This window comes from Anaerohalosphaeraceae bacterium, assembly GCA_037479115.1.
Lineage (GTDB): Bacteria > Planctomycetota > Phycisphaerae > Sedimentisphaerales > Anaerohalosphaeraceae > JAHDQI01.
This window is the reverse complement of sequence record JBBFLK010000003.1, coordinates 68337-92295: the sequence shown is the minus strand read 5'-3', so window position 1 is coordinate 92295 and position 23959 is coordinate 68337. Positions and strand designations below refer to the sequence as shown.

Sequence of the window (23959 nt, the reverse complement as noted above, 5' to 3'; positions counted from 1 at the left end):
AAAGGTGTTCGGATGGCCGAAGAAAAAATGCTCATCTGGCTTCCCTCTCCGTTAGGCGATGCCGTCATGGCCACCCCCGCTCTTCGCGCCTTTCGTACCGGCTTTTCCTCGGCCCACATCACCTTTCTGGCCTCTGCTGCCGTCCGGCAGGTCTTGAGTCCCTCTCCGTTCTGCAATGACTGGCTCGACCTTCAGCCGTCCTTCCTGCAAAACATTCGTTCTATCCGCCGGGGACGCTTTCAGACCTGCATCCTGCTGAAAAACTCCTTCGGCTCGGCTTTGACAGCGGCCCTTGCGGGCATTTCCAGCCGCATCGGCTACGCCCGCGACGGACGCACAGGACTTTTGACCCGCCCCGTCCGGCCGCTGAAAGACTCTTCCGGCCGTTTTGTTCCGATTCCCGCCATTGATTACTACCTGAACATCGCCCGCTTTCTCGGCATCGAGGCATCAGACCGCACCATGGAACTTCCTCTCGACTTCAGCGACGAAGAACGCCTCCGCCGGAATCTGCCCGCCTTTTTTTCTCACGAAGGCCCCAAAGTCATTTTGGTCCCCGGCGGGGCCTTCGGCCCGAGCAAATGGTGGCCGCCGGAACGATTTGCCCAAACCGCCGATGCCCTGAAGGAACAATATGGAGCGATGGTCATTTTATCCATCGCTCCCAATCCCGCTGAACAATGGATTGCACAAACCATTCGTCAGATGGCCCGCAGCCCGATTCTCTGTACCGCTGATATTCCGCTGAATCTTTCGGACCTGAAGACCCTGATTGCCCGGGCGGATTTGGTGATTACCAACGACACCGGCCCGCGTCATATCGCCGTCGCCTTCAAACGCAAAGTCATCACCCTGTTCGGGCCCAACAATCCCCAATGGACGCAAACGGGCTGGTCCGAAGAAATCCAAATCATCGGCCAGGGCCCCTGCGTCCCCTGCGACAACCCCATCTGCCGGCAAAGGCAGCACTACTGTATGGAATCCATCACCGTCGAACAGGTATTAGAGGCCGTCCGGCGGCTCTGGAAGGAACCTTCCCGATGAACCGGCCGACTCTGACACAATTCGCAGAAAATTTTTGGGCTGACCCCGACTGGCATGAATCGCTTCGGCAGCTCGGCCTGACGACCTTCGACGCCGTCTTTTCCTACCGGGCGGGGCAATCTCTGGCCAAACCGAATCTGTCCCCCTTCCGCAGCCGGGACCGCATTCTCGTGCCCGGACGCAAGGCCCTTTACCTGAAGCGCTACAATCAGCCGCCGCTTCGGCATCAAATCGCCGGCTGGCTTCAATGGGGCCGACGCGTCTCCTGCGCCGACCTTGACCGTCTTCCTGCAGAGCCCCTGGCACACATCGGTATCCAGACTCCCAAAATTGTTGCCTATGGAACCCGCTGGGGCCGGCTGTTCGAGAAGCAAAGTTTCCTTATCACGGAAGAAATCTCCGGCTCGTCTTTGGAAAAACGTCTTCCGGACTGCCTGACCGATTTAAATCCTGTGCACAATCCCGCCCCGCGCCGGCAGTTTCTGAACCGGCTGGCGGACTGGGTGGCCGCCTTTCACGGCAGCGGTTTCTGTCATCGCGACCTGTACCTGTCGCATATCTTCCTGACGGAGGATGACCGGCTGGTCCTCATCGACCTGCATCGCACCTTTCGTCCTCGTCTTCTCCGGCAGCGCTGGCGTCTGAAAGACCTCACCCAGCTGTATTACTCGGCACCCGGACAATGGATTTCCCGCACCGACCGGCTTCGCTTTTATCTTCGGTATGTCGGCCGCAGCAAACTGACCGCCGCCGACCGCCGTCTCATCCGAAAAATCAAACGCAAGGCCTGGCGCATCGCCGACCGCGATATCCGTCGAGGCCGTCCTGTTCCCTTTGCCCAATAGACACGATGGAAACAAAACCCCTCCAAATCACTATCCTGGCTGAACAGGCCGACCCCGCACGCGGCGGCGCCGAACGCAGCGTTCGCGAGCTGACGGAAGAACTGAACCGACAGGGCGTCGAAACCACCCTGCTGACCGCCGCCGGAACCCCCGACGGCAGACACACCCAGTCCCTTTTTCCCGACAGCAGCGTCAAACGAATCCCCCTGTCCCGCATCGAAGCCGCCCTCGGGGAGTATCTCAAAACCCATCCGTGCAGCCTGCTCCACAGTACGCTGCCCGTCCGCGGGACCGATGTGTATCAGCCGCGCGGCGGCAGCTGGAAACAGGCCGTCCTCCAGCACGCTCAAAGTTATCCGGACCCCATCCGCCGTTTTCTGAAAAAACGCCTTCATTTTCTCAATCGCCGACGCACCCGGTACCTCCGTGCCGAACAGCGTCTTTTGACAACAGACAAGGAGGTGGTCGTTGCCGCCCTGTCCGAGAGTGTCAAAACACATTTCATCCGCCATTACAATCTCCCGCCGCAGCGCATCGCCGTCATTCCCAACGGCATTCGTCTTCCGGAAGCCCCCGCTCCCGAGACCGCCGCCGATTTCCGCAGCCGACTGCTTGCCTCCGCAGGATTAAACCCTTCCGCCGCAGCCGCTGTCTTCCTTTTTGCCGCCAACAACTTCCGCCTCAAAGGGCTTTATGACTTCATCACCCCCTTTGCCGATGCCGTTCGAAAAAGCCCCGTCCCGCTTCTGCTGGTCATCGCCGGCAGGGACAACCCCCGCAGGGCCCGCAATCTCGCCTGGCTGGCCGGCATCGAAAAAAACCTGATTTTCACCGGCCCGCTGCCGAACCTCACTGCGGCGCTGGCCGCCGCCGATGCCGCCGTCCTGCCCACCTGGTATGACCCCAGCTCCCGCTTTATTCTCGAAGCCATCGCCATAGGCAAACCCGTCCTGACGACCGCCCTCAACGGCGCTTCCGACTTTATCCAATCCGGCCGTCACGGCATCCTTGTTGAACACCCCCGCTGCCGCCGGCAAATCACCGACGGTCTCCTGCAGCTGGCCGATGCAAAAATCCGTGCTGCCTTTGCCCAGGCCGTTCTTGAGGATAACCTTCGAGAACAGGTCTCCATCACCCGACATGTCCGGCAGCTGATTTCTCTTTACAAACAGATTCTCACCCGCAAAAATACGTCCCTATGAAATGGCTGACGCTGATTGCCGCTGCGTATCTGCTCGGTTCGATTCCCTTTGGGCTGCTGATTGCCCGGCTTCACGGAATCGACCTTCGCCGTGTCGGCTCCGGAAACATCGGAGCCACCAACGTCGTGCGCGCTCTGGGCCGCAGGTGGGGAATTGTCTGTTTCCTGCTGGATGTGTCCAAAGGGCTTTTGCCGATGCTCATTCCGCCCCTGACGGGCCTGACTGGACCGTCGCCTTCCGACCGTCAGCTGCTCGGCTGGCTGGCAGTCGGCACCGCCGCCATCCTCGGCCACATCTTCCCAGTGTATCTGGGCTTCAAGGGCGGCAAGGGTGTCGCCACCAGTCTGGGGGTGGTTCTGGGGCTTTGGCCTTATTTTACGCTCTGCGGTCTGGCGGCCCTGCTTGTCTGGCTGGCGGCTGCCTTCATTTGGCGGTATGTGTCGCTGGCGTCTATCCTCGCGGCGGCGGCGTATCCGCTGATTCTGCTGGCCGCTGTGTGCCTGCTGCCCGGCTGGACGTTTGCCAATCTTTGGCCGCTCTTTTTGGTTGCGGTCCCGGTACCCGCTCTGGTGATTTGGCGTCATCGGGCCAACATCCAGCGGATTCGTGCCGGCACGGAAAGCCGCATCGGCCAAAAGAAGCATCAGCCGGCTGCATAAACCCGCCGAACCTCCTCGCCCAAAATCGCCAGCCCTTTTTCGACGGTCTGCTCATCGGCCGCATAGCTGATTCGAAGGCACTCCTGCCGGTGCGGCCACTCCTCCGAAAAACCCGGAAAGAAATAATGCCCCGGCACGACAATCACGCCCCGCTCCTTGAGCCGCCGATACAGCTGCTCCGACGAAATCGGCAGCCCGCGCAGCCACAGCCACAGGAAGAAGGCCCCCTCCGGCTTGTGCACCGCATACGGCAGCCCTTTCAGATGCTCCTGCAGACAGGACAGGGCGTGCCGGCACTTCCGCTCATAAAACGGACGAATCACCTCCCGGCTGAGCCGCTCAATCTGCCCGCTGCGAATCAGTTCCGTCCCAATGGAGGCCCCGATGCCGCTGGGGGTAAGCGTAATAATCGCATTCATCTCCGCCACCGCCGCTGTAATCTCCTTTTGCGCAATCACAATGCCGATTCGCGCCGACGGCAGCCCCAGCTTTGACAAGCTCATGCACACAATCGTATTGTCATTCCAGAACGGCGCCCCCTCCGTAAACAGAATATTCGGAAACGGCAGCCCGTAGGCATTGTCCAAAATCAGCGGCACTCTGCGCCGGCGGGCCAGTTCATCCAGCCGCCGCACCTCCTCATCCGTCAGCACATTGGCCGTCGGATTGGTCGGCCGCGACACACAAATCGCTCCCACCGTCTCATCCACCCGCAGCGAATCCAAATCCACCCGATACTTAAACTGATGCTCCCCGACAAATTCAATGCGCGGCCTGTACGAAACAAACAAATCCTCCTCAATCCCCAAATCCGTATAGCCGATATACTCGGGCACCATCGGCAGCAAAATCCGCTTCTTTACGCCCCCGTCAAACGTTCCGCCAAGAAGATTAAACAGCATAAAAAACGCCGTCTGGCTGCCGCTGGTCAGGGCAATGTTCTGGGGCTCCACCGCCCAGCCCAGCCGCCTTTGAAGCATTTCACAGAGCGCCTCAATCAGGGCGGGATTTCCCTGCGGCGGGTCGTATTCCCCTACCACCTTTTCGAATGCTCCGGCCTGCGACAAAATCCTCTCCGTCGCCTCATGACAGGCCCGCTCCACCTCCGGAATATGTGCCGGATTGCCGCCGCCCAGCATATACACCGGCCCCCGTCCGGTCCCCGCCGCCAGGTCCTTCATCAGTTCCCCAATCCCCGACCGGCACGCCAGTTTCTGTCCAAATCGTGAAAACCGCATCCGTTTTATCCTTTCAGCATCTCCATCAGCTCGCGGGCGTTCTGCACCGCATAGGCCTGATAATCGTTATTAAAATACGCATACACATCAAGACCCGCATCGATTTGCTCCCGGAGCCAACCCGTCCATTCCTCCAGCATCGCCTTTGTGTAAAGCGTCCGATACCGCTGTGCTCTGCCGTGAAAACGGACATAGACAAAACCGCCGACGGCCTGCCTGAGAAACACCGGCCCCAACCCGTCCGCCAGACACAGCCCGCATCCAAACCGCTCCAGCATTTCCGCCACCGGCTCGGCCATCCAGCTTTCATGGCGAAACTCAAAGACAAACCGAAACGTCCGCCCGAGTTTTTCCTGCAGCCCAGCCAGCCCCTGCAGATAGGCCTCCAGCCGTTCGTCCTCCCGATGCAGCCCCGGCGGCAGCTGAATCAGAATCGGCCCCAGATGCTCCCCCAGCAGCGCCGCCCGCTCGAGGGCACGCTCCGTCGGCTCCGCCGCATCCGCCAGCCGCCTGCGGTGGGTCACCTGCCGCCACATCTTCACCGCAAACACAAATCCCTTCGGGGCCTTCTCTCGCCAGCCCTCATATGTTGCGGCCTCAAACAAATGATAAAACGGGGCGTTCAGCTCCACCGTCGAAAAATGCCGCGCATAATACGCAAACCAGTCTTTCTTCGAAAGCCCCTCCGGATAAAACCGCCCCGCCCAATCCTCATACGACCACCCGGACGTCCCCACCCAAATCCGCCCTTTCTTCCTCCGGCTCATCACAGCCCACCCTTTGCCGTTCTGCTCATCCGCCTTGCCGCCTGTCGGGATTATTTCTCTCCCGTTCGCGAACCCGTCATTCCGTTCACCTTTCCGGTCATCCAGCCCACCTGCACATTCTCTCGGGGGTACAAGTCGGGCACATACGGTTTGATATCCAGCACGGGGCTTCCGTCCAGCATATCGACTCCGCGAATGGTCAGGAATCGCCCTTCCCGCTTTTCCAGCCGCACCACCGATACGCCGATCGGATTGGGCCGAAAAGGAGAACACGTAGCAAACACACCGTGGGGTTTATCGTCCCAGGGGGGACAGGCCGTCAAATCCGCCCGCTCAATCTGATGCAGATGGAAAAGCACCACCAGATGGCTGAAGCCATCCACATCCTTCAGCCCTTCCTGATAGTCCTCAAAGACCTCCAGGACAGCCGTGTATGCCTGCGCCCCCGCCGCCTGGCGAGGAATCCCTTCCCGCTGCCGAAACGGCGTATGCAGAACCCCAATCGGCTTAAAAACGATGGATTCCATAAAGGCCTTAAACCAGCCGCACCGATACAATCTCCACCGGCTCCAGCGGCACATCCTCATAGCCCTGTCTGCGGCCGGTCTTAACCGAAGCAATCCGGTCCACCACCTCCATCCCCTCAATTACTTTTCCGAAAACGGCATAGCCGATTCGGTCCGGCTGCGGTCCCCGGTAATTCAGAAAGTCATTGTCCCGATGATTGATAAAAAACTGGCAGGTCGCACTGTCCGGCTCCGACGTCCGCGCCATCGCAATCGTCCCGCGCTTGTTCTTGAGCCCGTTGGACGCCTCATTGACAATCGGCTCATAGGTCGGCTTGGGCCGCATGTCTTTCGTCAGCCCGCCCCCCTGAATCATAAAATCCTTGATAACCCGATGAAAAATCGTCCCGTCGTAATGGCCGTTCTGAACATACTCCAGAAAGTTGGCCGTTGTAATCGGTGCCGCCTCCTCATCCAGCTCCAGCTTTATATCCCCCAGCGTCGTCTTCATCAAAACCTGCTTCATATCCGCTCCGTTCGCTACCGCACTCGTTCCACACGCTCGATCACCACCGGCTCGACCGGCACATCCGCCATTCCGTTCGGCAGGCGGGTGGTCGCCACCGTCGCAATCCGGTCCACCACATCCATTCCGTCAATCACCCGGCCGAACACGGCATAACCGGGCTTGTTCGGCCCGTCAAAATCCAGAAACGGATTATCGACCTGGTTGATAAAAAACTGGCTGGTTGCACTGTTCGGCTGGCTGGTTCGAGCCATCGCAATCGTCCCCCGCAGGTTCCGCAGCTGCGGTCCGCACTCATTGACAATCGGACTGCGGGTCGGCTTCTGGACCATCTGAGCCGTAAACCCGCCGCCCTGAATCATAAACCGCCGAATCACCCGATGAAAGATCGTCCCGTTGTAAAAGCCGTCATCCACATATTTGAGAAAGTTTTCTACCGTCACCGGCGCCTTGTCCGGATACAGCTCCAGCACAATGACCCCCATCGACGTTGTCATCTTCACCTTGGGATAAGCCGGCTGAATGTCCTTCTTCTCTTGAACCGCCGCCTCCATAACCGGTTCCGCTGCGGACGGCTCAGCCGCCGGCTCCTTGGCGGGGGCAACCTCCCGCACCAACTCCTCTACCGCAGGGTCTGTTTTTACCTTGTCCTTTTCATTGCAGCCGACAATCCAAAGCACTCCAAGAAATGCTCCAATCCAAAAAACACTCTTTCTCATAGGCCCTTTCCTTTGAAAACAATTTTTCTCTCGCAGACGCATTATAACCGGTAAAATACACAGGACAAGGAAAACATAAATGAATATAATAGACAGAATATATTGTATTATATATAACATTATTTCACAATACCACATCACCAAAAACCTCTTTGGAAGTAATTATGTTCTTTTTTGTTGCAAATACAGAACACGTTCATTAAAATTGTTGTAGAAAATTAAAAAGTTTTTTTCTTTGAGGCACATTAACCATGAAAGCTGAACAAACAGTCGACCCGTTTATAAACGAACAGCAGATTGCAGAAATCCTTTCGTCTGCCTCAGCCAAAGATGCATCCTGTGTCCGCGACATTCTGTCCAAAGCCAAAGAGCTGCACGGCTTGGAACCGGAGGAAATCGCCGTTTTGGCTTCTATCAGTGACCCTGAACTCCTCGGGGAACTGTTCGACACGGCCAGATATGTCAAAGAAACTATCTACGGCAGGCGGCTGGTCCTCTTTGCCCCCCTGTATATCTCCAACCTCTGCTCGAATGAGTGCCTCTACTGCGCCTTCCGAGCCCGAAACAAAGAAGTCAAACGCCGTGCCCTCAATCAGGACGAAATCCGCCGAGAAGTTGAAATCCTCGTCAATCAGGGGCATAAACGAATCCTCCTTGTAGCCGGTGAATCCTATCCAAAAGAAGGGTTTTCTTATATTCTCAAATCCATCGAAACCATCTATTCTGTAAAAACCCCAACCGGCGAAATCCGCCGCGTCAATGTCAATATTGCCCCGCTTACCACCGATGAGTTTCGCCAGTTAAAAGCCGCCCGAATCGGGACATACCAGCTCTTTCAGGAAACCTACCACCGCCAGACCTATCAGAAGGTCCATCAGGGCGGCAAAAAAACGGATTACAACTGGCGGGTTACCGCGATGGACCGGGCGATGGAGGCCGGCATAGATGATGTCGGCATCGGGGTGCTTTTCGGCCTCTTTGACTGGCGTTTCGAAATCCTCGCCCTAATGCAGCATATCCGCCATCTGGAAGAGCGGTTCGGCGTCGGCCCTCATACCATCAGTGTCCCCCGGCTCGAACCGGCCGCCGGCTCCGATATGTCCACTCATCCGCCGCAGCCCGTCAGCGACATCGATTTTCGCAAAATCGTCGCCATCCTCCGCCTGGCCGTCCCCTACACGGGCATTATTATGTCCACCCGCGAGACCCCCAATATGCGGCGCGAAACCTTCGCTCTGGGCGTTTCCCAAATCTCCGCCGGCAGCCGCACCAATCCGGGCGGCTATGCCGAAGGCAAAGACGTCCTCGAAGAAGCCCAGTTCTCGCTCGGCGACCACCGCCCGCTGGACGAAGTCATCTGCGACATCACCCGGCTCGGCTATATCCCATCCTTCTGCACCGGCTGCTATCGGCTCGGACGCACCGGACAGGATTTTATGGATTTGGCCAAGCCCGGCCTGATTAAGCAGCACTGCGACCCCAACGCCCTGTCCACGTTTCTGGAATACCTTATCGATTACGCCTCCCCGCAGACCAAAGAAGCCGGACTGGTCCTCATCGAGCAGGCCCTTCGGCAAATGGAGCCGCTCACACGCCGGCGCACCGAAGCGATGCTCCAAAAAGTCCGCGCCGGTCAGCACGATGTGTATTGTTGAAAGGAACAACCGATGACACAGGCAGCCCCCAAAGGATTTCGACTTCATATCGGTATCTTCGGCAGACGCAATGTCGGCAAATCCAGTCTGCTGAACGCCCTGACCCGACAGCAGGTCTCCATTGTCTCCGACCAGGCGGGCACCACCACCGACCCCGTCGAAAAACCGATGGAGCTGCTGCCGCTGGGGCCCGTCCTCTTTATCGACACGGCCGGCATTGATGATGTCGGGGCGCTGGGGCAAATGCGTATTGGAAAAACCCGTCAGGTCTTCGACCGAACGGACATCGGCCTGCTTGTCACGGACGGCATCTGGGGCGAATTCGAAGAGCAGATTGCCCGGGAACTGTCCGCCCGGAAGATTCCGCTGATTGCCGTCTTCAACAAAACAGACCTGACCGAGCCCGCCCCATCGATTCTCGAGCAGCTGCAGCACCGTTCCATTCCGTTCGTCCAAACGGCCGCCGCATCCGGCTTGGGCATTGAGCCGCTTCGGGAAGTCCTTATCCGCACCGTCCCCGCCGACTTTATCAATCAGCCCGTGATTGCCGCCGACCTTGTCGGGGAGGGCGGCCTGGCCGTGCTGGTTGTGCCGATTGACAAAGAGGCCCCCAAAGGCCGGCTCATCCTCCCGCAGGTCCAGACCATTCGCGACCTGCTCGATCACAGTGCGATGTGCATTGTCACGACGGAACACACTTTGTCGGAGGCCCTCGAAAAACTGAACACTCCGCCGGCCCTGGTCGTCACGGATTCTCAGGCCTTCGCCAAAGTCGCCGAAATCGTGCCTGCCGGCGTTAAAATGACCGGCTTTTCCGTCCTTTATTCCCGACTGAAAGGAGACCTGACCACCCAGATGCTCGGCGCATTAGCCGTCGATACTCTTTGCCCGAACGACCGCATCCTTATCGCCGAATCCTGCACGCATCATCCAATCGGCGACGACATCGGACGCGTGAAAATCCCCAAATGGCTCACCCGTCGAGTCGGCGGGCCGCTGCAGTTTACCACCGTTCAGGGCCACGACTTTCCGGAAGACCTTTCGCCTTACAAACTCGTTATCCACTGCGGCGCCTGTATGTGGAATCGAAGAGAAATGCTCACCCGCATCCTCCGCTGTCAGCAGGCGGGTGTGCCCATCACCAATTACGGGCTGGTCATTGCCTACACCCTCGGCCTCTTCGAACGCGCCCTCGAACCGTTTCCGGAAACGCTGGCTCTTTATCGAAAAACGATTCAGGAACACCGGAAGAAATGTCTGCACAGAGAAACAATGCCCTCCTGCGGCGGCTCCTGAACGGCTTTTTTATGTCGCTTCTGATGGCCGCCGTGATGTCCGCCGTGATGACGCTGGTCAACACCGGCACTGGTCCCGGCTTTCTGCTGCGCTGGATGCGGGCCTTCTGCATCGGTTTTGCCGCCGCCTACCCAACTGCTTTTCTATGTGCACCGCTCGCCCAGCGGCTGACCAACAGACTCCTCCAGAACAACGTTCCAAAAGAAAATGAAAGCGGAACTGACAAAATCTGAAATCGAATTCTGGCTCCGCCAAACCGACCCGGCAGCACTCGAAAAACTCTGGCAGGCCGCCGACCGGGTCCGCCGAGAAACAGTCGGCGACGCCGTCCACCTTCGCGGTCTTCTCGAAATCTCCAATTACTGCCGCCGCGCCTGCGCTTACTGCGGCCTGTCCCGACACAATCCTTCTTTACCCCGCTACCGGATGACCGCAGAGGAAATCCTCGAGGCCGCCCGGCAAATCGCCGCCTTCGGCTACGGGACTGTCGTCCTGCAGGCCGGCGAGGACGACGGCATCGAGGCCGCCTGGCTGGCGGACATCATCCGCATCATCAAACAAACAACCCCGCTGGCCGTCACCCTCAGTCTGGGCGAACGTTCCCTGAATGAATTGCGTCTCTGGCGGCAGGCCGGCGCCGACCGCTACCTTCTGCGGTTTGAAACCTCCGACCCGGAGCTCTTTCGGCTCATCCATCCGCCGGTTCCCGGACAGATGCTTTCCCGCATCGATATCCTTCGGCAGCTGCGTTCACTGGGCTATGAAGTCGGCAGCGGGGTAATGGTCGGCATCCCCGGCCAAACCTACCGCCGGCTGGCTGAGGATATCGATTTATTTCGGCAGCTGGACCTCGACATGATCGGCGTGGGCCCCTATATCCCGCACCCCCACACCCCGCTGGGGCAAGGCCGACTCAAGCCCTCCGTCAGCCCTGCTGAACAGGTACCGAACACCGAAGAGATGACCTACAAAGTAATCGCTTTGACTCGACTTGTCTGCCCCGAAGCCAATATCCCCAGCACAACCGCACTGGCGACGATCAATCGGGAAAGCGGACGCGAGCTGGGGCTTCAGCGCGGCGCCAATATTGTCATGCCCAACTGCACCCCGCCGCATTATCGGCAGCTCTATGAAATCTACCCGGGCAAGGCCTGCATCAACGAAACTGCTCAGGCATGTCAGTCCTGTCTGGCCGAACGCATCCGCTCTATCGGACGCACCATCGGCACCGGTCCAGGCAGCCGGCAGCACCGGACAAACTCTCCCGACACTCAATCCGACTCAGCCGCCGTCCGTTCCGCACCGAACCGATAATCCGGCGATTCGGTTCTGGCCGTTTGAAAAAGCTGCTGCATCTTTTTCGCTATAGGCAGATAGTCTCGGGATACATCGCGGCTTTCCATCGGGTCCAGTTTCAAATCATACAGTTCAATCGGCGGATTCGATTCACTCGCCAGATTCCGCCGAATGGCCTTCCATCGGCCCATCCGAATCGCCTGAATGCCGCCCGCCTCATGCAGTTCCCAATACAGATAAGGATGTTCTTTCTGCCGGTTCTCCTGGCCCAGCAGGACCGGCAGAAACGAGATGCCGTCCAGTCCCTCCTCCGCTTCTAATCCCGCCAGCTCCAGACAGGTCGGGTAAAAATCCCAAAACGCACTCACATGCTCCGTGCGCCCGCCCGGGCGAATCACCCCCGGCCAGCGGACGAGCATCGGCACCCGAATGCCCCCTTCATACAAATCCCGCTTAAATCCCCGCAGCGGCCCGCTGCTTTGGAAAAACCGCGGGTCGGCTCCGCCCTCCTGATGCGGCCCGTTGTCGCTCGAAAAGAACACAATCGTCCGTTCATCAATCCCCAACTCCTTCAGCACCGCCAGCAGCCGGCCGATTCCCTCATCCATCCGCGTAATCATCGCCGCATATCCCTTTTGCGGCTCGGGCCAATCTTCCTGTGCATAAGGCCCCCAGTCCGGCACTTCCATCCCCTTGACCCCCGCTTCATTGTTCGCATGCGGAATCGTTAAGGCCAGATACAGGAAAAAAGGCCGGGAGGCATTCTGCCGGACAAAACGCTCCGCCTCCTCCATAAACAAATCATGCGAATAAACCGCCCGATTCGTCGAAACCCCGCCCGGGTGATTCGGTCTTCCGGCCGGCCGCTCGACGACATTCGGCAGCGGCACCTTCTCTTCGTTCCGCCACAAAAACTCCGGATAATAATTGTGGGCATGCTGCTGATTCAAATAGCCGAAGAAATAGTCAAAGCCTTGTCGAGTCGGGATTCCGGTCGAACCGGCCTCCCCGAGCCCCCATTTGCCGATGACTCCCGTTGTATAACCCGCCTCCCGCAGCCGCTCGGCAATCGTCACATCCTCCGGCAGCAGCGGCCTTCGGTCGTTGCCGCGTATCCGCGCATGTCCCGTGTGAAACCCCGTCAAAAGACTGCATCGCGACGGCGCACAAACCGCACTGCCCGCATAATGCTGTGTAAAACGAAGCCCTTCCTGCGCCATCCGGTCCAGATTCGGCGTCTGAATCCGCCGCTGACCGTAGCACCCCAAATCCCCGTATCCGAGGTCATCCGCCAGAATGAACAGAATATTCGGCCGCTGGATGGGGAAACGTTCCGGCCCGCGTTTCCGTTCAGCACAGCCGGCCAACCCCATCGCTCCTCCGCAAGCCGCCGCCGACAGGGCCTGCCGAAGAAAATCTCTCCGATTCACTCCGCCTTCCTCACACCAAATACTGTTTCCGCCAGATAGTCCGCCGCAATCCGATGCCCGTCTGGACTCCAGTGCTGGTCATAGGTGTAATACGCCCAGACCCCTTCTTCAATCTTCTGCCGCAAAATCTCCGTCAAGCTCACAAACCGAATCCCCTCGCTTTGACAGAACCCCTTCACCACCTGTTCAAAGACATCCATCGAGGGGACAAGCTCCTCCAGCAGGGTTTCCGCCGGCGGCAGGTTTTTGCGCTTCAGGGCCAAAAACGCCCGCACCTGTTCTGCACAAAGCCGCTCCCTGACACTCTGCAAAAGCACGTGCGGCTTATCCGGCGCGTACACCACCACCAATTCCGCTCCCTGAGCGGAACAGAGTTCCTTCATTCGCCGCAGAGCCGTTCGCGTGTGCTCAAATGCAGACGACCGCTCAAACTGCTCCGGACGCACCCAATGGTCCAGCACCCGCTTGAGTTCAAACGAATAAAAATGCCCGGAACCGGCCGGCACTTCCAGCGGCAGCCACGCCACCGGATACATCGGGTGAGAGGGCTGATTGAGCTTTTCCGGTGCATCCCAAAACCGCCGGCTCCCCACCGGCCCCAGTGTCCGAATCAAAAACGTCTGAATCCGCCGGCGCAGCGGCGAGCCCTTGAAAATCACATCCCCCAAAGAGACCCGCCCGGGCCTTTCGTCCCGCTGGAAATTGCTGTCCCGAAAATCATTGCCCTCGTACAAAAGACACAGCACCCACCGGGGTTTCAGCCCCAGTCCGAACCGTTCGAGAACCTCCAGATACCCCGCCGCACTCGTGCCGGACATCCCCAGATTATACACCGTTTTGCCCGTCGCTTTCCCCAGCAGCACCGGCCAGGCCTGCTCATCCGAGACACTCGACCCTTCTGCAAACGAATCGCCCAGCACCACTACATCCGCCTTGTCTATCGAAGCGGGATTGCGGAACCCTCGAACGTCTGTGGAGAACACATAGCGCACGGGAGGATAGCCGCTCGGGGCATTCGGATAGGTAAAGGCCGAGACCGGCTCATCCTCGAACACCCCCTCAATCCGCTGGTGCGGCGGACGATGATAGCTGGCCCCGAGCTTCTGATACGAACTTCGCTGCACAATCCGCAGCAGAACATCCGCAAATACCACACAGAGAAGAATGGAAAGAACAACGGTAATTGTCTTAAAAGCATCCTGCCGACGCTGGGTTGAGTCCTTGGCTTTGCTCATCCAAATCCCCCACAGCAGCCAAAGACAGACAGGTGTCAAAATCAGCTGCGCCGTCACCTGCCCCACACTGTAGCAGCCCAGCAGAACCTCCCGATGCTGTGCCACCCAGTAGGCCAGCGGCACCGGCTTTAAATACAGAACCGCCAGTCCCCCCGCAATCACCGCCGTCCAAAAGAATCTCGACAGGGTCGGCTTGTTCATCCTGCCTCCGCCTCCTAAAAGAGCGGATACAAAAACGGCGCCACGGCCGTGCCGCTCAGCAGAACAATCAGCCCCAACAGAAGCAGCATCAGCAGAATCGGCAGAAGCCACCATTTTTTGTTGTGCTTGAGAAAATCAAGAAACTCCGCCAAAAGCGTGGTTCGGCCCTGCCGAGCCTGCTCCTCAAACTCTCTGCGTACCGACGAACCGCTGGACTCTGTCATAAAATACCTTCCGAAATCGTCCTGTTAAAACTGGCGAAAATAGCGGCGGGCTGAAACCGAATGCGTACACCGCACCCAGTATGTCTCGGCCTGTTTGTCCCATCGGCGGTGCAGCACATCCCGTCCCATCAGCCGAAACACCAGCCCAATCGGGGTCAGAATCCCGAAATAAAACAGAATCATCACCGTATGACTGATCAGCCAGCCGATTGGAAAGCCGACCGCCGTCAGCAGGACATAAAACGGCCAAACCGCTTTGGGCACACTCAACCCGGCTGCAAACAGCAGCACCCCCGCTGCTGCCATTCCCCAGGCCGCCTTCGCAGGCAGTCCAAACCGCCAATGCAGCAGATATCCGAGCACCGGCAGCATCACCAGACACCCGAAGCCGAACTGCCGCAGCGTCTTGTCCGACGGCTTCCAGTTGAATTCCATCATCGCCATTGCCGCGTATCCTTCCGCTCAATCCAAAGCAAACTTTGCCAGATATTCATCGACCTCGTAGGACTTGGCCTGCGGCTGCCGTTCCTTTCGCAGCACCACATTTTCCATCACCAGCATATCCATATTCGTTGCCATAAAACACCGGTACGCATTCTCCGGCGTACAGACAATCGGCTCACCCCGCACATTGAAGCTCGTATTAATCACCAGCGGGCAGCCCGTTTTTTCCTCAAACCGCTTCAGCAGCCGATAATACCGTCCGTGCCGCTCGGCATCCACCGTTTGAATGCGGGCCGAATAATCCACATGGGTAATCCCCGGGACACAGCTGCGGCGCACCTTCAGCAAATCCAGCCCAAACAGCCCATCCGTCTTTTCCGCCGCAATCCGCTTTTCCTCCCGCACCGGTGCTACCAGCAGCATATACGGACTGCTGCACCCGTCGCCCAGCCCGAAATACTCCGACGCCCGCTCCGCCAGGACACTGGGGGCAAACGGCCGGAAGGATTCGCGGAATTTAATCTTCAGATTCATCTTTGACTGCATCTGCTCATTCCGGGCATCGCCCAGGATGCTTCGCGAGCCCAGTGCCCGCGGCCCGAACTCCATCCGCCCCTGAAACCAGCCGACCACTTTCTGGTCAATCAGGGCATCCGAAACCACCTCCAGCAAATCCGATTCCTTTTCGTAAACTTCGTAAACCGCCCCCTGCGAATCCAGATAGGCCTTGATTTCCTCCGTTGTAAAGGCCGGCCCCAGAAGCGAGCCGTTCTGCATATCCTGCGGGACGGGCTTTCGCGGATTTTCCAGCAATTGATGCCATACAAACAGCGCCGCCCCCAGCGCCCCGCCTGCATCTCCCGCCGCCGGCTGAATCCAGATATGCTCAAACGGCCCCTCCCGCAAAATCCGCCCGTTGCCCACACAATTCAGCGCCACCCCGCCGGCCAGCACCAGATTCTTCATTCCCGTCTGCCGGTGTGCATACCGGCTCATCCGCAGCATAATCTCTTCCGTCACCTTTTGAATTGAGGCCGCAATATCCATCTCCCGCTGGGTAATCTGCGTTTCCGGCTTGCGTCGCGGCCCGCCGAACATCTCCTCAAATTTCGGGCTGACCATCACATCCGAATAACAATAGGCAAAATAATCCAGATTCAGCCGGAACGAACCGTCCTCCTTCAAATCCAGCATTTCGGACATGATTTTGTCATAATAAATCGGCCTGCCATACGGCGCCAGCCCCATCAACTTGTATTCCCCCGAATTAACCCGAAAACCGGTAAAATAGGTAAAGGCCGAATACAGCAACCCCAGCGAGTGCGGAAACCGCAGCTCATACAACATCTCAATCTGATTGCCGCGTCCGGCACCGATGCTCGCCGTCGCCCACTCCCCTACACCGTCCATCGTCAAAATCACCGCCTCCTCGAACGGCGAGGGGAAAAACGCACTGGCCGCATGCGATTCGTGATGCTCGCAGAAAAGATACCGGCCCTTGTATTGGAAGTTCAGGGCTCGGTCCATCTCCCGCGGCAGATGCAGTTTCTGCTTCAGCCACAGAGGAATGCTCATCAAAAACTGCTTAAATCCACGCGGGGCATAGGCAATATAGGTCTCCAAAATCCGCTCGAACCGAACCAGCGGCTTCTCATAAAAAACCACATAATCCAGCTGCGAGGCGTCAATACCTTCTTCTTTCAGGCAATAATGGACTGCATTTATCGGAAAGTTGTGGTCGTGCTTTTTCCGCGTGAAGCGCTCCTCCTGCGCAGCAGCCGCAATGCGTCCGTCCACCACCAGCGCCGCCGCACTGTCATGGTAAAACGCCGAAATCCCCAAGATTCGAATCGGTTTCTTATCTTTTTTCTGTTCCGCCATATCTCACCTGCAAGACGGCTGCTTTTGAAACATACTATATCCGCTCTATGATTTCCAGTCCGGATTTGTTTCCTAAAAACCTTTTTATTTCCGAACAAGAGCTTCTTATTTTACCTAACAGACAGAGTATGTCTTGTTTGTTTTTCCTTCTTTTATTTCCCTCTCTTGACAATTACAAACGATTATGCCATAATAAGTGTATTCAAATGCTCCTTCTGCCGCCTGCGGTTAGCCCTGCCAGGCCTCCCCGGCCTGGTCCTCCTTCTCCGCAGGCGGTTTTTTTCTGCCCTCAATTAGCCCTTTTCAAAAATTCCTTTTCTTTTACAATAACGCGTCTTATGGCTCATTATTACGCAATTGCCTGTAAAGCCCTGAAACCTGAAATCGAGTTTTGCCTGACCAAACAGCCGTCTCAAAACTCGCTGACGGTCGATTGGATGCAGCAGGGGCTCCACAACACTCCGGAGGAGCTGCGGACCCAACTCCAGAAAAAACTGGACACCGTTCCGGATGCGGATGCGGTCCTGCTGGCCTACGGCCTGTGCGGCGGGGCCCTTCGCGGCCTTCACTGTCGTCGGACCCTGGTTATCCCCCGCGCCCACGACTGCATCAGCCTGCTCTTCGGCTCGCGAGAGACCCACGAACAATATGTCCGGGAATACCCCGGCTCTTACTTTTTCAGTGCCGGCTGGCTTCGGGAGGCCCCTGTCCCCTCCGCCCAGAACGACCGCCGTCGGCTGGAAGAATACACCGCCCTCTACGGACCGGACAACGCCGACTACCTCCTCCAAACCGAAACGGCCTGGCGAAAAAAATACAAACAGGCCGTCTATATCAGCTGGAACCTGCCGGACAGCCCCCAAGACCGCCGAATGGTTCAGGATTGTGCCGCCTATCTGGGCTGGAACTATACCGAAATCCAAGGCAGCCCCGACTGGCTCTGCCGGCTCCTGAACGGCCCGTGGAATCCGGAGGACTTTCTCGTTTTAAATCCCAACCAACCGGTCCCGGAGGACCTTTCCGGACTTTGCCTGAGAGAAACCCAGCCATGACGTTCAAATACTTCCTTGTCTGCAAAATTCCGGCCTTTCTGTTTATTTCCGCCGCCGTCTGCATCTTCGGTCTGGAAATCCTCCTTCTGACCTGTCGGCTTCGCCGTCTGAGCCCGCCTCGATTTCTCACCCGCCGCCGCATCATCTTCCTGCACCTTTTGACCCTCATCGGCCTGCTGTGCATCCTGTGGGGATTCTTTATCGAGCCCTACCGGCTCCAAACCACCTTCATCACCATTCCGACCTCGAAGCTGCACGGCACCTCCATCCGCATCGTGCAGATTTCCGACCTGCACTGCGACCGCAAACCGCGGCTGGAGCCCCAGCTGCCGGAGGCAGTCAACCGACTCAACCCCGACGTGGTGGTTTTTACCGGCGATGCCCTCAATGACATCCGGGCCCTGCCGCTGCTGCAGCAAACGCTTTCGGCCATTCAGGCCCCGCTGGGCAAGTTCGCCGTCCGCGGCAATGTGGACAACCGGCTCTTCCCGCAAGTCCCGCTGTTTGAAAACACCGGTTTCGTCGAGCTGTCGATGGATGTGCGGATTCTCGAAAAAGACGGCCAATCCTTCGGTCTGTGCGGAATCGACCACGCCGAAGGCCGCCGCAGCTGGGAGGCCCTTCGGCATCTTCGGCCCGACCTGTTTAACATCCTGCTCTTCCACAACACCGACCTGGTGGACTATCTGGAGAAAACACCGGTCGATTTGTACCTGTGCGGCCATACCCACGGCGGACAAATTGCCCTGCCGCTCTGGGGGGCTCTCGTGACCCAGTCCATCCACGGGAAAACTTACGAAGCCGGTCTGTACCGCAAAGGTCGTTTCTCTATCTATATAAATCGCGGGATTGGAATGACCGGCGGCTGGGCACCGCGCATCCGCTTTTTAGCCCCGCCGGAAATCACCGTCTTTGACATCGTCCCCGAGAATTCAAATCCGGCGATAAAAACATTCGAACCCCTTCAAAGGAAGTCTGTCCCGTGAACTGCTGTGAATTTTTTACGATTGCCGCCATTGCCGTCGCCCTGGCAATGGATGCTTTTGCCGTTTCGATTGTCAGCGGCTCGGTCTTTCGCCACCTGCATATCCGCCACGGCATCCGGATGGCCGTTTTCTTCGGGGCCTTTCAGTCCCTGATGCCGCTGCTGGGCTGGGCGGCGGGCAAAGGACTCCAGACCCACATTCAGCCCTTCGATCACTGGCTGGCCTTCGGCCTGCTGACCTTCATCGGCGGAAAAATGGCGATTGAATCCCTCAAAATCGAAAAAGCAGAAAGAACCCCGTCCGACCCGTCCAATCTTATCGTCCTGCTGGCTTTGAGCGTCGCCACGAGCATCGATGCCCTCGCCGTGGGACTGACGCTCTCACTGGTGACGGAACACATTTTCTCCGCCGTCCTGCTGATCGGCCTGATTACCTTCGTCATTTCCCTGCTCGGCTGGGAAATCGGCAAACGCATCGGACGCTTCTTTGAAACACAAATCGAGCTGGCCGGCGGTCTGATTCTCATCGGCATCGGCCTCAAAATCCTCTTCGAACACCTCCTGTCCTCCTGAACGGGTTGAAATTTCCGCTTTATCCGCGTTTTTCGACTGCGTATAATCACAATTCCTATGGAGCGACGAATCTATCGAATCATCGACGCCGATTTCAATCGTGCGAGGGAGGCCCTCCGCACGATGGAGGAGTTCTGCCGGTTTGTGCTGGACGATTCGGCCCTGTCCGCCCGAGCCAAACAGATGCGACACCACCTCTGCGCACAAATCGCCCGGCTGGATACCGAAAAACTGCTCGCCCAGCGCGACAGCCAAAACGATGTCGGCCGGACCCTGCAAATCGAATCCCCCCAGCAGCGCCGCACGTTCACCGATGTCTTTCTGGCCGCCGCCAAACGTGCCTCGGAAGCCCTGCGGGTCCTGACTGAAACGGCGCAGCTGGCCTGTCCGGATATCGCCGGCCCGCTCGAACAAATCCGATTTGACGTCTATACGCTCGAAAAAGATGTTCTCGGACGTCTGCCTGCGGTGCGATTCCGCGACGTGCGGCTGTATGTGCTTATCCCGGCCCGCAAAGACCTGCCCGACAGCCGCACGCTCGAATTGGCCGAGCTGTGCCTGCAGGGCGGGGTCGACGCCCTTCAGCTTCGCGCCGAAGACATCCCCGACGCGCGGCTCTTTCGACTGGCCGAACAATTTGCCGCTCTCTGCCGCTCACACGGCTGCATCAGCATCATCAATGACCGTGCGGACATCGCCGCCGCCGCAGAGGCCGATGGCGTCCATCTGGGCATCGAGGACCTGCCGGCCCCTCAGGCCCGCAAGCTCTTCCTCAAACCCGCTCTCATCGGCCTGACCGCCCACAGCGAAGAGGAGGTTCGCCAAGCCGTTGACGCCGGCGCTGACTATGTCGGCATCGGCCCCTGCTTTCCCAGCCCCACCAAGCCCCAGCTGACCCCCGCCGGGCCGGACTATATCCGCCGAGCCCTAGCCATCCTGAAGGATACCTCCGTCGCCCACGTCGCCATCGGCGGCATCACGCTCGACAACCTGCCCGGCCTGCTGCAAATCGGCGTCCGCGCCGTCGCCCTCTCGTCCGCCGTCTGCGCCGCACCCGACCCGCTGGCCGCCTGCCGACAATTTAAATCGCTCCTGAAGAATGGAAGGGAAACCACAGATTTCACAACAAGTTTATAACCACAGATTTCACAGATTACACAGATTAAAAAAAAGCAAAGGGGAGGAAGGCCGGACGGTAAAAAACAGCCCCGCCCGCAAGGGCGGGGAAAAAGAGAATGAAAACCCTATCCCCATCTTCCCCGGGCTTATCGCCCGGGGCTATTTTCCACGTTATCCCCTCGTATCCCCCATTCCCATGAAGGCCTCCGTCATTGCCGCGCAGACCCCCGTCATTGCCGCGACTTGTTCTCCGAAGCTTCAGCGAAGGAGAAAGGCGGGCAGCATCGAATAGCCCCGCCCGCCAGGGCGGGGAAAAGAGAATGAAAACCCCATCTCCTCTCCCCGGGCTGCCGCCGGGGCTGTTTCCTTCACTGAGTTTTTCCGCTGAGCGCCGGCGGCTGTCCGGAGGCATTTGGTCTTTTTCGTTTGCCAGCCGGCAAAACAGCCGCTACAATCCTGCCCGACAGGAACAAAAAGGCAACTGTTTAAGATGGGATAAATTTATGAACCAGCCGAGTCCATACAGACCCCTGCAGGAGAAAGAAATTGAGGTCCTCACCGCTCAGGGCTGCACAGCCCTGAACTGGAGCCAAGTGGAGGTTCTGGACGGATTTCATCCTGCTTTTGTTCATCATGTTCACTTTTCCGGCCCTGTACGTCTGGGGGCGTTCGAAGCGGTCTCGAAGGAGGATACCGGCATTGCCCGCCCCGTCGGACTCTACCATGTGAGTCTTTACAACGTAACTATCGGTAGCAACGTCCGCATCAGCGGGGTTCGGGATATTCTGGCCAACTACGTGATTGAAGACGACGTCTGGATAGAAGATGTCGCCTGTCTTCAGTGCAGCGGACAAAGCACCTTCGGCAACGGCACGCCGGCCTGTGTGGTAAACGAAAACGGCCGACGCGCCATCCCGCTCTTTGAGCGGCTCAGCAGCCAGCTGGCCTATCTTCTGGCCTTTTACCGGCATCGTCCCCTGCTCATTGAGCGATTAAAACATCTCATCGAAGATGCGATTGAGGAAACAAAAACTCCCTTTGGGTGGATTCGCAAAAATGCCCGGATTCTTCACTGCGGAGTCCTTCACGATGTCTGCGTGGGACCGTCAGCCCGGATAGAGGGGGCGGTTCTGCTGGAAAACGGCACCATCCGAAGCGACCCGTCGGACCCGACTTATGTCGGGCCGGGTGTGATTGCGAACGATTTTATTCTCTGTGAGGGCAGCCGCGTGCGGAACTTCGTGATTCTGCGGCGATGCTTTATCGGTCAGGGCACAGAACTGTCCCGTTCGTTTACGGCGCAGGATTCGGTGTTTTTTGCCAACTGCTCAATGGGACAGGGCCAGGCCTACTCGCTGTTCGCCGGTCCATTTACGGTCAGCCAGCATAAATCCACCCTGCTCATCGCAGGTTTGTGCAGTTTCTTCAATGCCGGCAGCGGCACCAACCAGGCCAACCATATGTACCGGCTCGGCCCCAATCAGCAGGGCATCTTCGAACGCGGCGTAAAAACCGGTTCCGGGGCTTTCCTCGCCTGGCCGGCCCGAATCGGCGCCTTTTCCATCGTGCTCGGACGGCACAATGAACACTTCGACACCTCCGACCTGCCTTTCTCTTACATCATTGAGCATCCGGGCGGCAGTGTGCTGTATCCGGGACAGAATCTGGCAAACATCGGGCTTATCCGTGACCAGATGAAATGGCGTCAGCGGGATATACGCAAGGCCCCAACCAAACTCGATGCGGTCATCAGCGATGTGATGACTCCGTACATCGCCCGCAAGCTCAAACGAGGAATTCAGCTCCTTTCCAAACTGCTTGCACAGAATCCTTCCGGGTCCGAGTCTGTCTCTTATCAGAATCTGAAAATTTGTCTGCCTCAGCGGGGGCTTGAACTCTATCAATGGGCCCTTCAACAGTATCTCGGACGCGTACTCATTCGCCGTCTGTCTTCACAAAAATTTATTTCCCTGATTGACCTCCGTGATAAATTGACCGGCTCAGTCAATCTGGGCGAAGGGGACTGGGTGGACTGCGGCGGCCTGATTGTACCCTCGGCTGTACTCGAAACACTCCTGCTCGATATCGAAAACGAACGCATCGATACCATCCACGCCGTCGAAGTGCGTCTTCAGTCTCTCTTTAAAAACTTCGCCGAATATGAATGGGCCTGGGTCAAGGAATGCCTCGAATCAGAATTAGGCAAACCCGTCCGCCAGTGGACGATTGAAGACCTCCTGTCCATTCTCGAAAACACGGGGAATGCATCCCGTCAGATTGTCCTGGCCCAAACGGAAGATGCCAAAAAAGAATTTGAGCCCGATATGCGGATCGGCTGCGGAATCGACGACCCGGACCGGTTTGCGTCGGAGGATTTTGCCGCCGTGTGCGGAACGCTGGAGCAGGATCCGATTATTCAGAAATTCCAGTCGCAGCTGGACCAGGAAAAGAACACCATCGAGCAGCTGACGGAAAAACTCAAAGCGCTGCAGTAATCAAAGGTATTCTTCCGCATACGGATGCTCAGCGGCGCGAGCGGCGGAAAGGCCCGGACGCCGCAGGGAAACGCCGGAGGATTTCTGCGCCACCGCCAAAATCTCAATGCGTGCCCCCGCAGGCAGCCCGGCCGCCTGAACGGCTGCACGGGCCGGATACGGTTCCTGGAAAAAGGTCTTGTACACCTCATTGACACTGGAAAAATCGGCCATATCCGTCAGAAAAATCTGAACTTGCACGACATCCTGCATGGAAAAACCGGCTGCCGTGACAATTGCCTGAATATTCAGAAGGGCCTGACGGGCCTGGTCGGCGGTCCCGCCGTCCACCAGCCGTCCGGCAGCCGGGTCAATCCCCAGCTGCCCCGATACGTATAGGGTTTGTCCGACCTGAACCGCCTGCGAATACGGGCCGAGTGCTTTCGGGGCCCGCTCCGTCTGAATCGCTTTTCGCATCGAGTCAACCTTTCCGTTTCAAACCGTTCTAATGATGACAAACCAGACCCTCCGGGTCAAGAGATTTCAGCACCTTGTCATCTTCCGTTCGAACCGATACAATGCCCGTCA

General features: G+C 57.9%; 24 protein-coding genes. 13 read left to right on the top strand and 11 right to left on the bottom strand.

The window, feature by feature from the left end; translation table 11 throughout:
* Positions 1–12: 12 nt before the first annotated feature.
* From WHS88_02405 to plsY, 4 genes are read left to right on the top strand one after another with little or no spacing between them, the layout of a single operon-like run.
* Complete coding sequence (locus WHS88_02405) at positions 13–1044, top strand: glycosyltransferase family 9 protein (GenBank protein ID MEJ5259022.1); 1032 nt, start codon at positions 13–15, stop codon at positions 1042–1044.
* Positions 1041–1889: a lipopolysaccharide kinase InaA family protein gene (locus WHS88_02400; GenBank protein ID MEJ5259021.1), complete on the top strand. Its 849-nt coding sequence runs from the start codon at positions 1041–1043 to the stop codon at positions 1887–1889. Before WHS88_02405 ends, WHS88_02400 begins: the two co-directional genes overlap by 4 nt.
* A 5-nt stretch (positions 1890–1894) precedes the next feature.
* A complete protein-coding gene (locus tag WHS88_02395; protein ID MEJ5259020.1) occupies positions 1895–3091 on the top strand; it encodes a glycosyltransferase family 4 protein in 1197 nt (398 codons plus the stop codon).
* Positions 3088–3750, top strand: coding sequence for a glycerol-3-phosphate 1-O-acyltransferase PlsY (gene plsY / locus WHS88_02390; GenBank protein ID MEJ5259019.1), 663 nt, complete (start codon positions 3088–3090; stop codon positions 3748–3750). Before WHS88_02395 ends, plsY begins: the two co-directional genes overlap by 4 nt.
* Here plsY and WHS88_02385 read toward each other — a convergent pair.
* Genes WHS88_02385 through WHS88_02365 form a run of 5 tightly spaced genes read right to left on the bottom strand, consistent with a single transcriptional unit; the run spans position 3735 to position 7506 of the window.
* Positions 3735–4988 carry a valine--pyruvate transaminase gene (locus WHS88_02385; protein MEJ5259018.1) on the bottom strand — a complete coding sequence of 418 codons (1254 nt, stop codon included), beginning with the start codon at positions 4986–4988 and terminating at the stop codon, positions 3735–3737. The genes plsY and WHS88_02385 overlap by 16 nt on opposite strands.
* Before the next feature lie 5 nt (positions 4989–4993).
* Complete coding sequence (locus tag WHS88_02380) at positions 4994–5755, bottom strand: DUF72 domain-containing protein (protein MEJ5259017.1); 762 nt, start codon at positions 5753–5755, stop codon at positions 4994–4996.
* A 50-nt stretch (positions 5756–5805) separates the two neighbouring features.
* Positions 5806–6336: a tRNA (N6-threonylcarbamoyladenosine(37)-N6)-methyltransferase TrmO gene (gene tsaA, locus WHS88_02375; protein MEJ5259016.1), complete on the bottom strand. Its 531-nt coding sequence runs from the start codon at positions 6334–6336 to the stop codon at positions 5806–5808.
* Positions 6290–6787 (bottom strand): peptidylprolyl isomerase, encoded by a 498-nt coding sequence (locus tag WHS88_02370; protein MEJ5259015.1) that lies wholly within the window; start codon positions 6785–6787, stop codon positions 6290–6292. Before WHS88_02370 ends, tsaA begins: the two co-directional genes overlap by 47 nt.
* 14 nt (positions 6788–6801) lie before the next feature.
* The gene (locus WHS88_02365) at positions 6802–7506 is read right to left on the bottom strand and encodes a peptidylprolyl isomerase (protein ID MEJ5259014.1); all 705 of its coding nucleotides are present in this window, start codon (positions 7504–7506) and stop codon (positions 6802–6804) included.
* A 251-nt stretch (positions 7507–7757) separates the two neighbouring features.
* Between WHS88_02365 and hydG the strand changes: the two genes are divergently transcribed.
* Genes hydG through hydE form a run of 4 tightly spaced genes read left to right on the top strand, consistent with a single transcriptional unit; the run spans position 7758 to position 11771 of the window.
* Positions 7758–9161 (top strand): [FeFe] hydrogenase H-cluster radical SAM maturase HydG, encoded by a 1404-nt coding sequence (gene hydG, locus WHS88_02360; GenBank protein MEJ5259013.1) that lies wholly within the window; start codon positions 7758–7760, stop codon positions 9159–9161.
* Positions 9162–9173: 12 nt separating this feature from the next.
* A complete protein-coding gene (gene hydF, locus WHS88_02355) occupies positions 9174–10457 on the top strand; it encodes a [FeFe] hydrogenase H-cluster maturation GTPase HydF (protein MEJ5259012.1) in 1284 nt (427 codons plus the stop codon).
* Positions 10415–10690 (top strand): DUF2798 domain-containing protein, encoded by a 276-nt coding sequence (locus WHS88_02350; GenBank protein MEJ5259011.1) that lies wholly within the window; start codon positions 10415–10417, stop codon positions 10688–10690. The genes hydF and WHS88_02350 overlap by 43 nt, the downstream gene beginning before the upstream one ends.
* Entirely contained in the window at positions 10665–11771 is a 1107-nt protein-coding gene (gene hydE / locus WHS88_02345; protein ID MEJ5259010.1) for a [FeFe] hydrogenase H-cluster radical SAM maturase HydE, read from the top strand. The genes WHS88_02350 and hydE overlap by 26 nt, the downstream gene beginning before the upstream one ends.
* On the opposite strand, the gene WHS88_02340 is transcribed toward hydE, so the two are convergent.
* Genes WHS88_02340 through WHS88_02320 form a run of 5 tightly spaced genes read right to left on the bottom strand, consistent with a single transcriptional unit; the run spans position 11729 to position 17168 of the window.
* Positions 11729–13183 (bottom strand): sulfatase-like hydrolase/transferase, encoded by a 1455-nt coding sequence (locus tag WHS88_02340; GenBank protein MEJ5259009.1) that lies wholly within the window; start codon positions 13181–13183, stop codon positions 11729–11731. The genes hydE and WHS88_02340 overlap by 43 nt on opposite strands.
* Positions 13180–14619 carry a hypothetical protein gene (locus tag WHS88_02335; protein ID MEJ5259008.1) on the bottom strand — a complete coding sequence of 480 codons (1440 nt, stop codon included), beginning with the start codon at positions 14617–14619 and terminating at the stop codon, positions 13180–13182. The genes WHS88_02340 and WHS88_02335 overlap by 4 nt, the downstream gene beginning before the upstream one ends.
* 14 nt (positions 14620–14633) lie before the next feature.
* Positions 14634–14843, bottom strand: a complete 210-nt coding sequence (locus WHS88_02330; protein ID MEJ5259007.1) for a DUF5989 family protein — start codon at positions 14841–14843, stop codon at positions 14634–14636.
* A gap of 24 nt (positions 14844–14867) precedes the next feature.
* Positions 14868–15287, bottom strand: a complete 420-nt coding sequence (locus tag WHS88_02325) for an SxtJ family membrane protein (protein MEJ5259006.1) — start codon at positions 15285–15287, stop codon at positions 14868–14870.
* A gap of 18 nt (positions 15288–15305) precedes the next feature.
* On the bottom strand, positions 15306–17168 hold the full coding sequence (locus WHS88_02320; protein MEJ5259005.1) for a carbamoyltransferase: 1863 nt from the start codon (positions 17166–17168) through the stop codon (positions 15306–15308).
* Positions 17169–17506: 338 nt separating this feature from the next.
* Between WHS88_02320 and WHS88_02315 the strand changes: the two genes are divergently transcribed.
* The 5 genes from WHS88_02315 to WHS88_02295 all read left to right on the top strand — a co-directional run bounded on the left by WHS88_02315 (position 17507) and on the right by WHS88_02295 (position 23392).
* Positions 17507–18220 carry a DUF1638 domain-containing protein gene (locus WHS88_02315; GenBank protein MEJ5259004.1) on the top strand — a complete coding sequence of 238 codons (714 nt, stop codon included), beginning with the start codon at positions 17507–17509 and terminating at the stop codon, positions 18218–18220.
* A complete protein-coding gene (locus WHS88_02310; protein ID MEJ5259003.1) occupies positions 18217–19206 on the top strand; it encodes a metallophosphoesterase in 990 nt (329 codons plus the stop codon). The genes WHS88_02315 and WHS88_02310 overlap by 4 nt, the downstream gene beginning before the upstream one ends.
* Positions 19203–19778 (top strand): manganese efflux pump MntP family protein, encoded by a 576-nt coding sequence (locus tag WHS88_02305; protein ID MEJ5259002.1) that lies wholly within the window; start codon positions 19203–19205, stop codon positions 19776–19778. Before WHS88_02310 ends, WHS88_02305 begins: the two co-directional genes overlap by 4 nt.
* Positions 19779–19835: 57 nt before the next feature.
* Positions 19836–20915: a thiamine phosphate synthase gene (gene thiE, locus WHS88_02300; GenBank protein MEJ5259001.1), complete on the top strand. Its 1080-nt coding sequence runs from the start codon at positions 19836–19838 to the stop codon at positions 20913–20915.
* Between the two features lie 302 nt (positions 20916–21217).
* Positions 21218–23392 carry a DUF4954 family protein gene (locus tag WHS88_02295; protein MEJ5259000.1) on the top strand — a complete coding sequence of 725 codons (2175 nt, stop codon included), beginning with the start codon at positions 21218–21220 and terminating at the stop codon, positions 23390–23392.
* On the opposite strand, the gene WHS88_02290 is transcribed toward WHS88_02295, so the two are convergent.
* Positions 23393–23848: a RidA family protein gene (locus tag WHS88_02290; protein ID MEJ5258999.1), complete on the bottom strand. Its 456-nt coding sequence runs from the start codon at positions 23846–23848 to the stop codon at positions 23393–23395.
* Between the last annotated feature and the right edge of the window lie 111 nt (positions 23849–23959).

What these genes read in the sequence shown, in the direction of transcription:
- WHS88_02335 (MEJ5259008.1), bottom strand. Translation starts at nt 14,619, where the DNA reads ATGAACAAGCCGACCCTGTCGAGATTCTTTTGGACGGCGGTGATTGCG.
- WHS88_02365 (MEJ5259014.1), bottom strand. Translation starts at nt 7,506, where the DNA reads ATGAGAAAGAGTGTTTTTTGGATTGGAGCATTTCTTGGAGTGCTTTGG.
- WHS88_02325 (MEJ5259006.1), bottom strand. Translation starts at nt 15,287, where the DNA reads ATGGCGATGATGGAATTCAACTGGAAGCCGTCGGACAAGACGCTGCGG.
- tsaA (MEJ5259016.1), bottom strand. Translation starts at nt 6,336, where the DNA reads ATGTGCCGCTGGAGCCGGTGGAGATTGTATCGGTGCGGCTGGTTTAAG.
- hydE (MEJ5259010.1), top strand. Translation starts at nt 10,665, where the DNA reads ATGAAAGCGGAACTGACAAAATCTGAAATCGAATTCTGGCTCCGCCAA.
- WHS88_02290 (MEJ5258999.1), bottom strand. Translation starts at nt 23,848, where the DNA reads ATGCGAAAAGCGATTCAGACGGAGCGGGCCCCGAAAGCACTCGGCCCG.
- WHS88_02395 (MEJ5259020.1), top strand. Translation starts at nt 1,895, where the DNA reads ATGGAAACAAAACCCCTCCAAATCACTATCCTGGCTGAACAGGCCGAC.
- plsY (MEJ5259019.1), top strand. Translation starts at nt 3,088, where the DNA reads ATGAAATGGCTGACGCTGATTGCCGCTGCGTATCTGCTCGGTTCGATT.
- WHS88_02380 (MEJ5259017.1), bottom strand. Translation starts at nt 5,755, where the DNA reads ATGAGCCGGAGGAAGAAAGGGCGGATTTGGGTGGGGACGTCCGGGTGG.
- WHS88_02400 (MEJ5259021.1), top strand. Translation starts at nt 1,041, where the DNA reads ATGAACCGGCCGACTCTGACACAATTCGCAGAAAATTTTTGGGCTGAC.
- thiE (MEJ5259001.1), top strand. Translation starts at nt 19,836, where the DNA reads ATGGAGCGACGAATCTATCGAATCATCGACGCCGATTTCAATCGTGCG.
- WHS88_02315 (MEJ5259004.1), top strand. Translation starts at nt 17,507, where the DNA reads ATGGCTCATTATTACGCAATTGCCTGTAAAGCCCTGAAACCTGAAATC.
- hydF (MEJ5259012.1), top strand. Translation starts at nt 9,174, where the DNA reads ATGACACAGGCAGCCCCCAAAGGATTTCGACTTCATATCGGTATCTTC.
- WHS88_02310 (MEJ5259003.1), top strand. Translation starts at nt 18,217, where the DNA reads ATGACGTTCAAATACTTCCTTGTCTGCAAAATTCCGGCCTTTCTGTTT.
- WHS88_02350 (MEJ5259011.1), top strand. Translation starts at nt 10,415, where the DNA reads ATGTCTGCACAGAGAAACAATGCCCTCCTGCGGCGGCTCCTGAACGGC.
- WHS88_02320 (MEJ5259005.1), bottom strand. Translation starts at nt 17,168, where the DNA reads ATGGCGGAACAGAAAAAAGATAAGAAACCGATTCGAATCTTGGGGATT.
- WHS88_02385 (MEJ5259018.1), bottom strand. Translation starts at nt 4,988, where the DNA reads ATGCGGTTTTCACGATTTGGACAGAAACTGGCGTGCCGGTCGGGGATT.
- WHS88_02370 (MEJ5259015.1), bottom strand. Translation starts at nt 6,787, where the DNA reads ATGAAGCAGGTTTTGATGAAGACGACGCTGGGGGATATAAAGCTGGAG.
- hydG (MEJ5259013.1), top strand. Translation starts at nt 7,758, where the DNA reads ATGAAAGCTGAACAAACAGTCGACCCGTTTATAAACGAACAGCAGATT.
- WHS88_02330 (MEJ5259007.1), bottom strand. Translation starts at nt 14,843, where the DNA reads ATGACAGAGTCCAGCGGTTCGTCGGTACGCAGAGAGTTTGAGGAGCAG.
- WHS88_02295 (MEJ5259000.1), top strand. Translation starts at nt 21,218, where the DNA reads ATGAAAACCCCATCTCCTCTCCCCGGGCTGCCGCCGGGGCTGTTTCCT.
- WHS88_02405 (MEJ5259022.1), top strand. Translation starts at nt 13, where the DNA reads ATGGCCGAAGAAAAAATGCTCATCTGGCTTCCCTCTCCGTTAGGCGAT.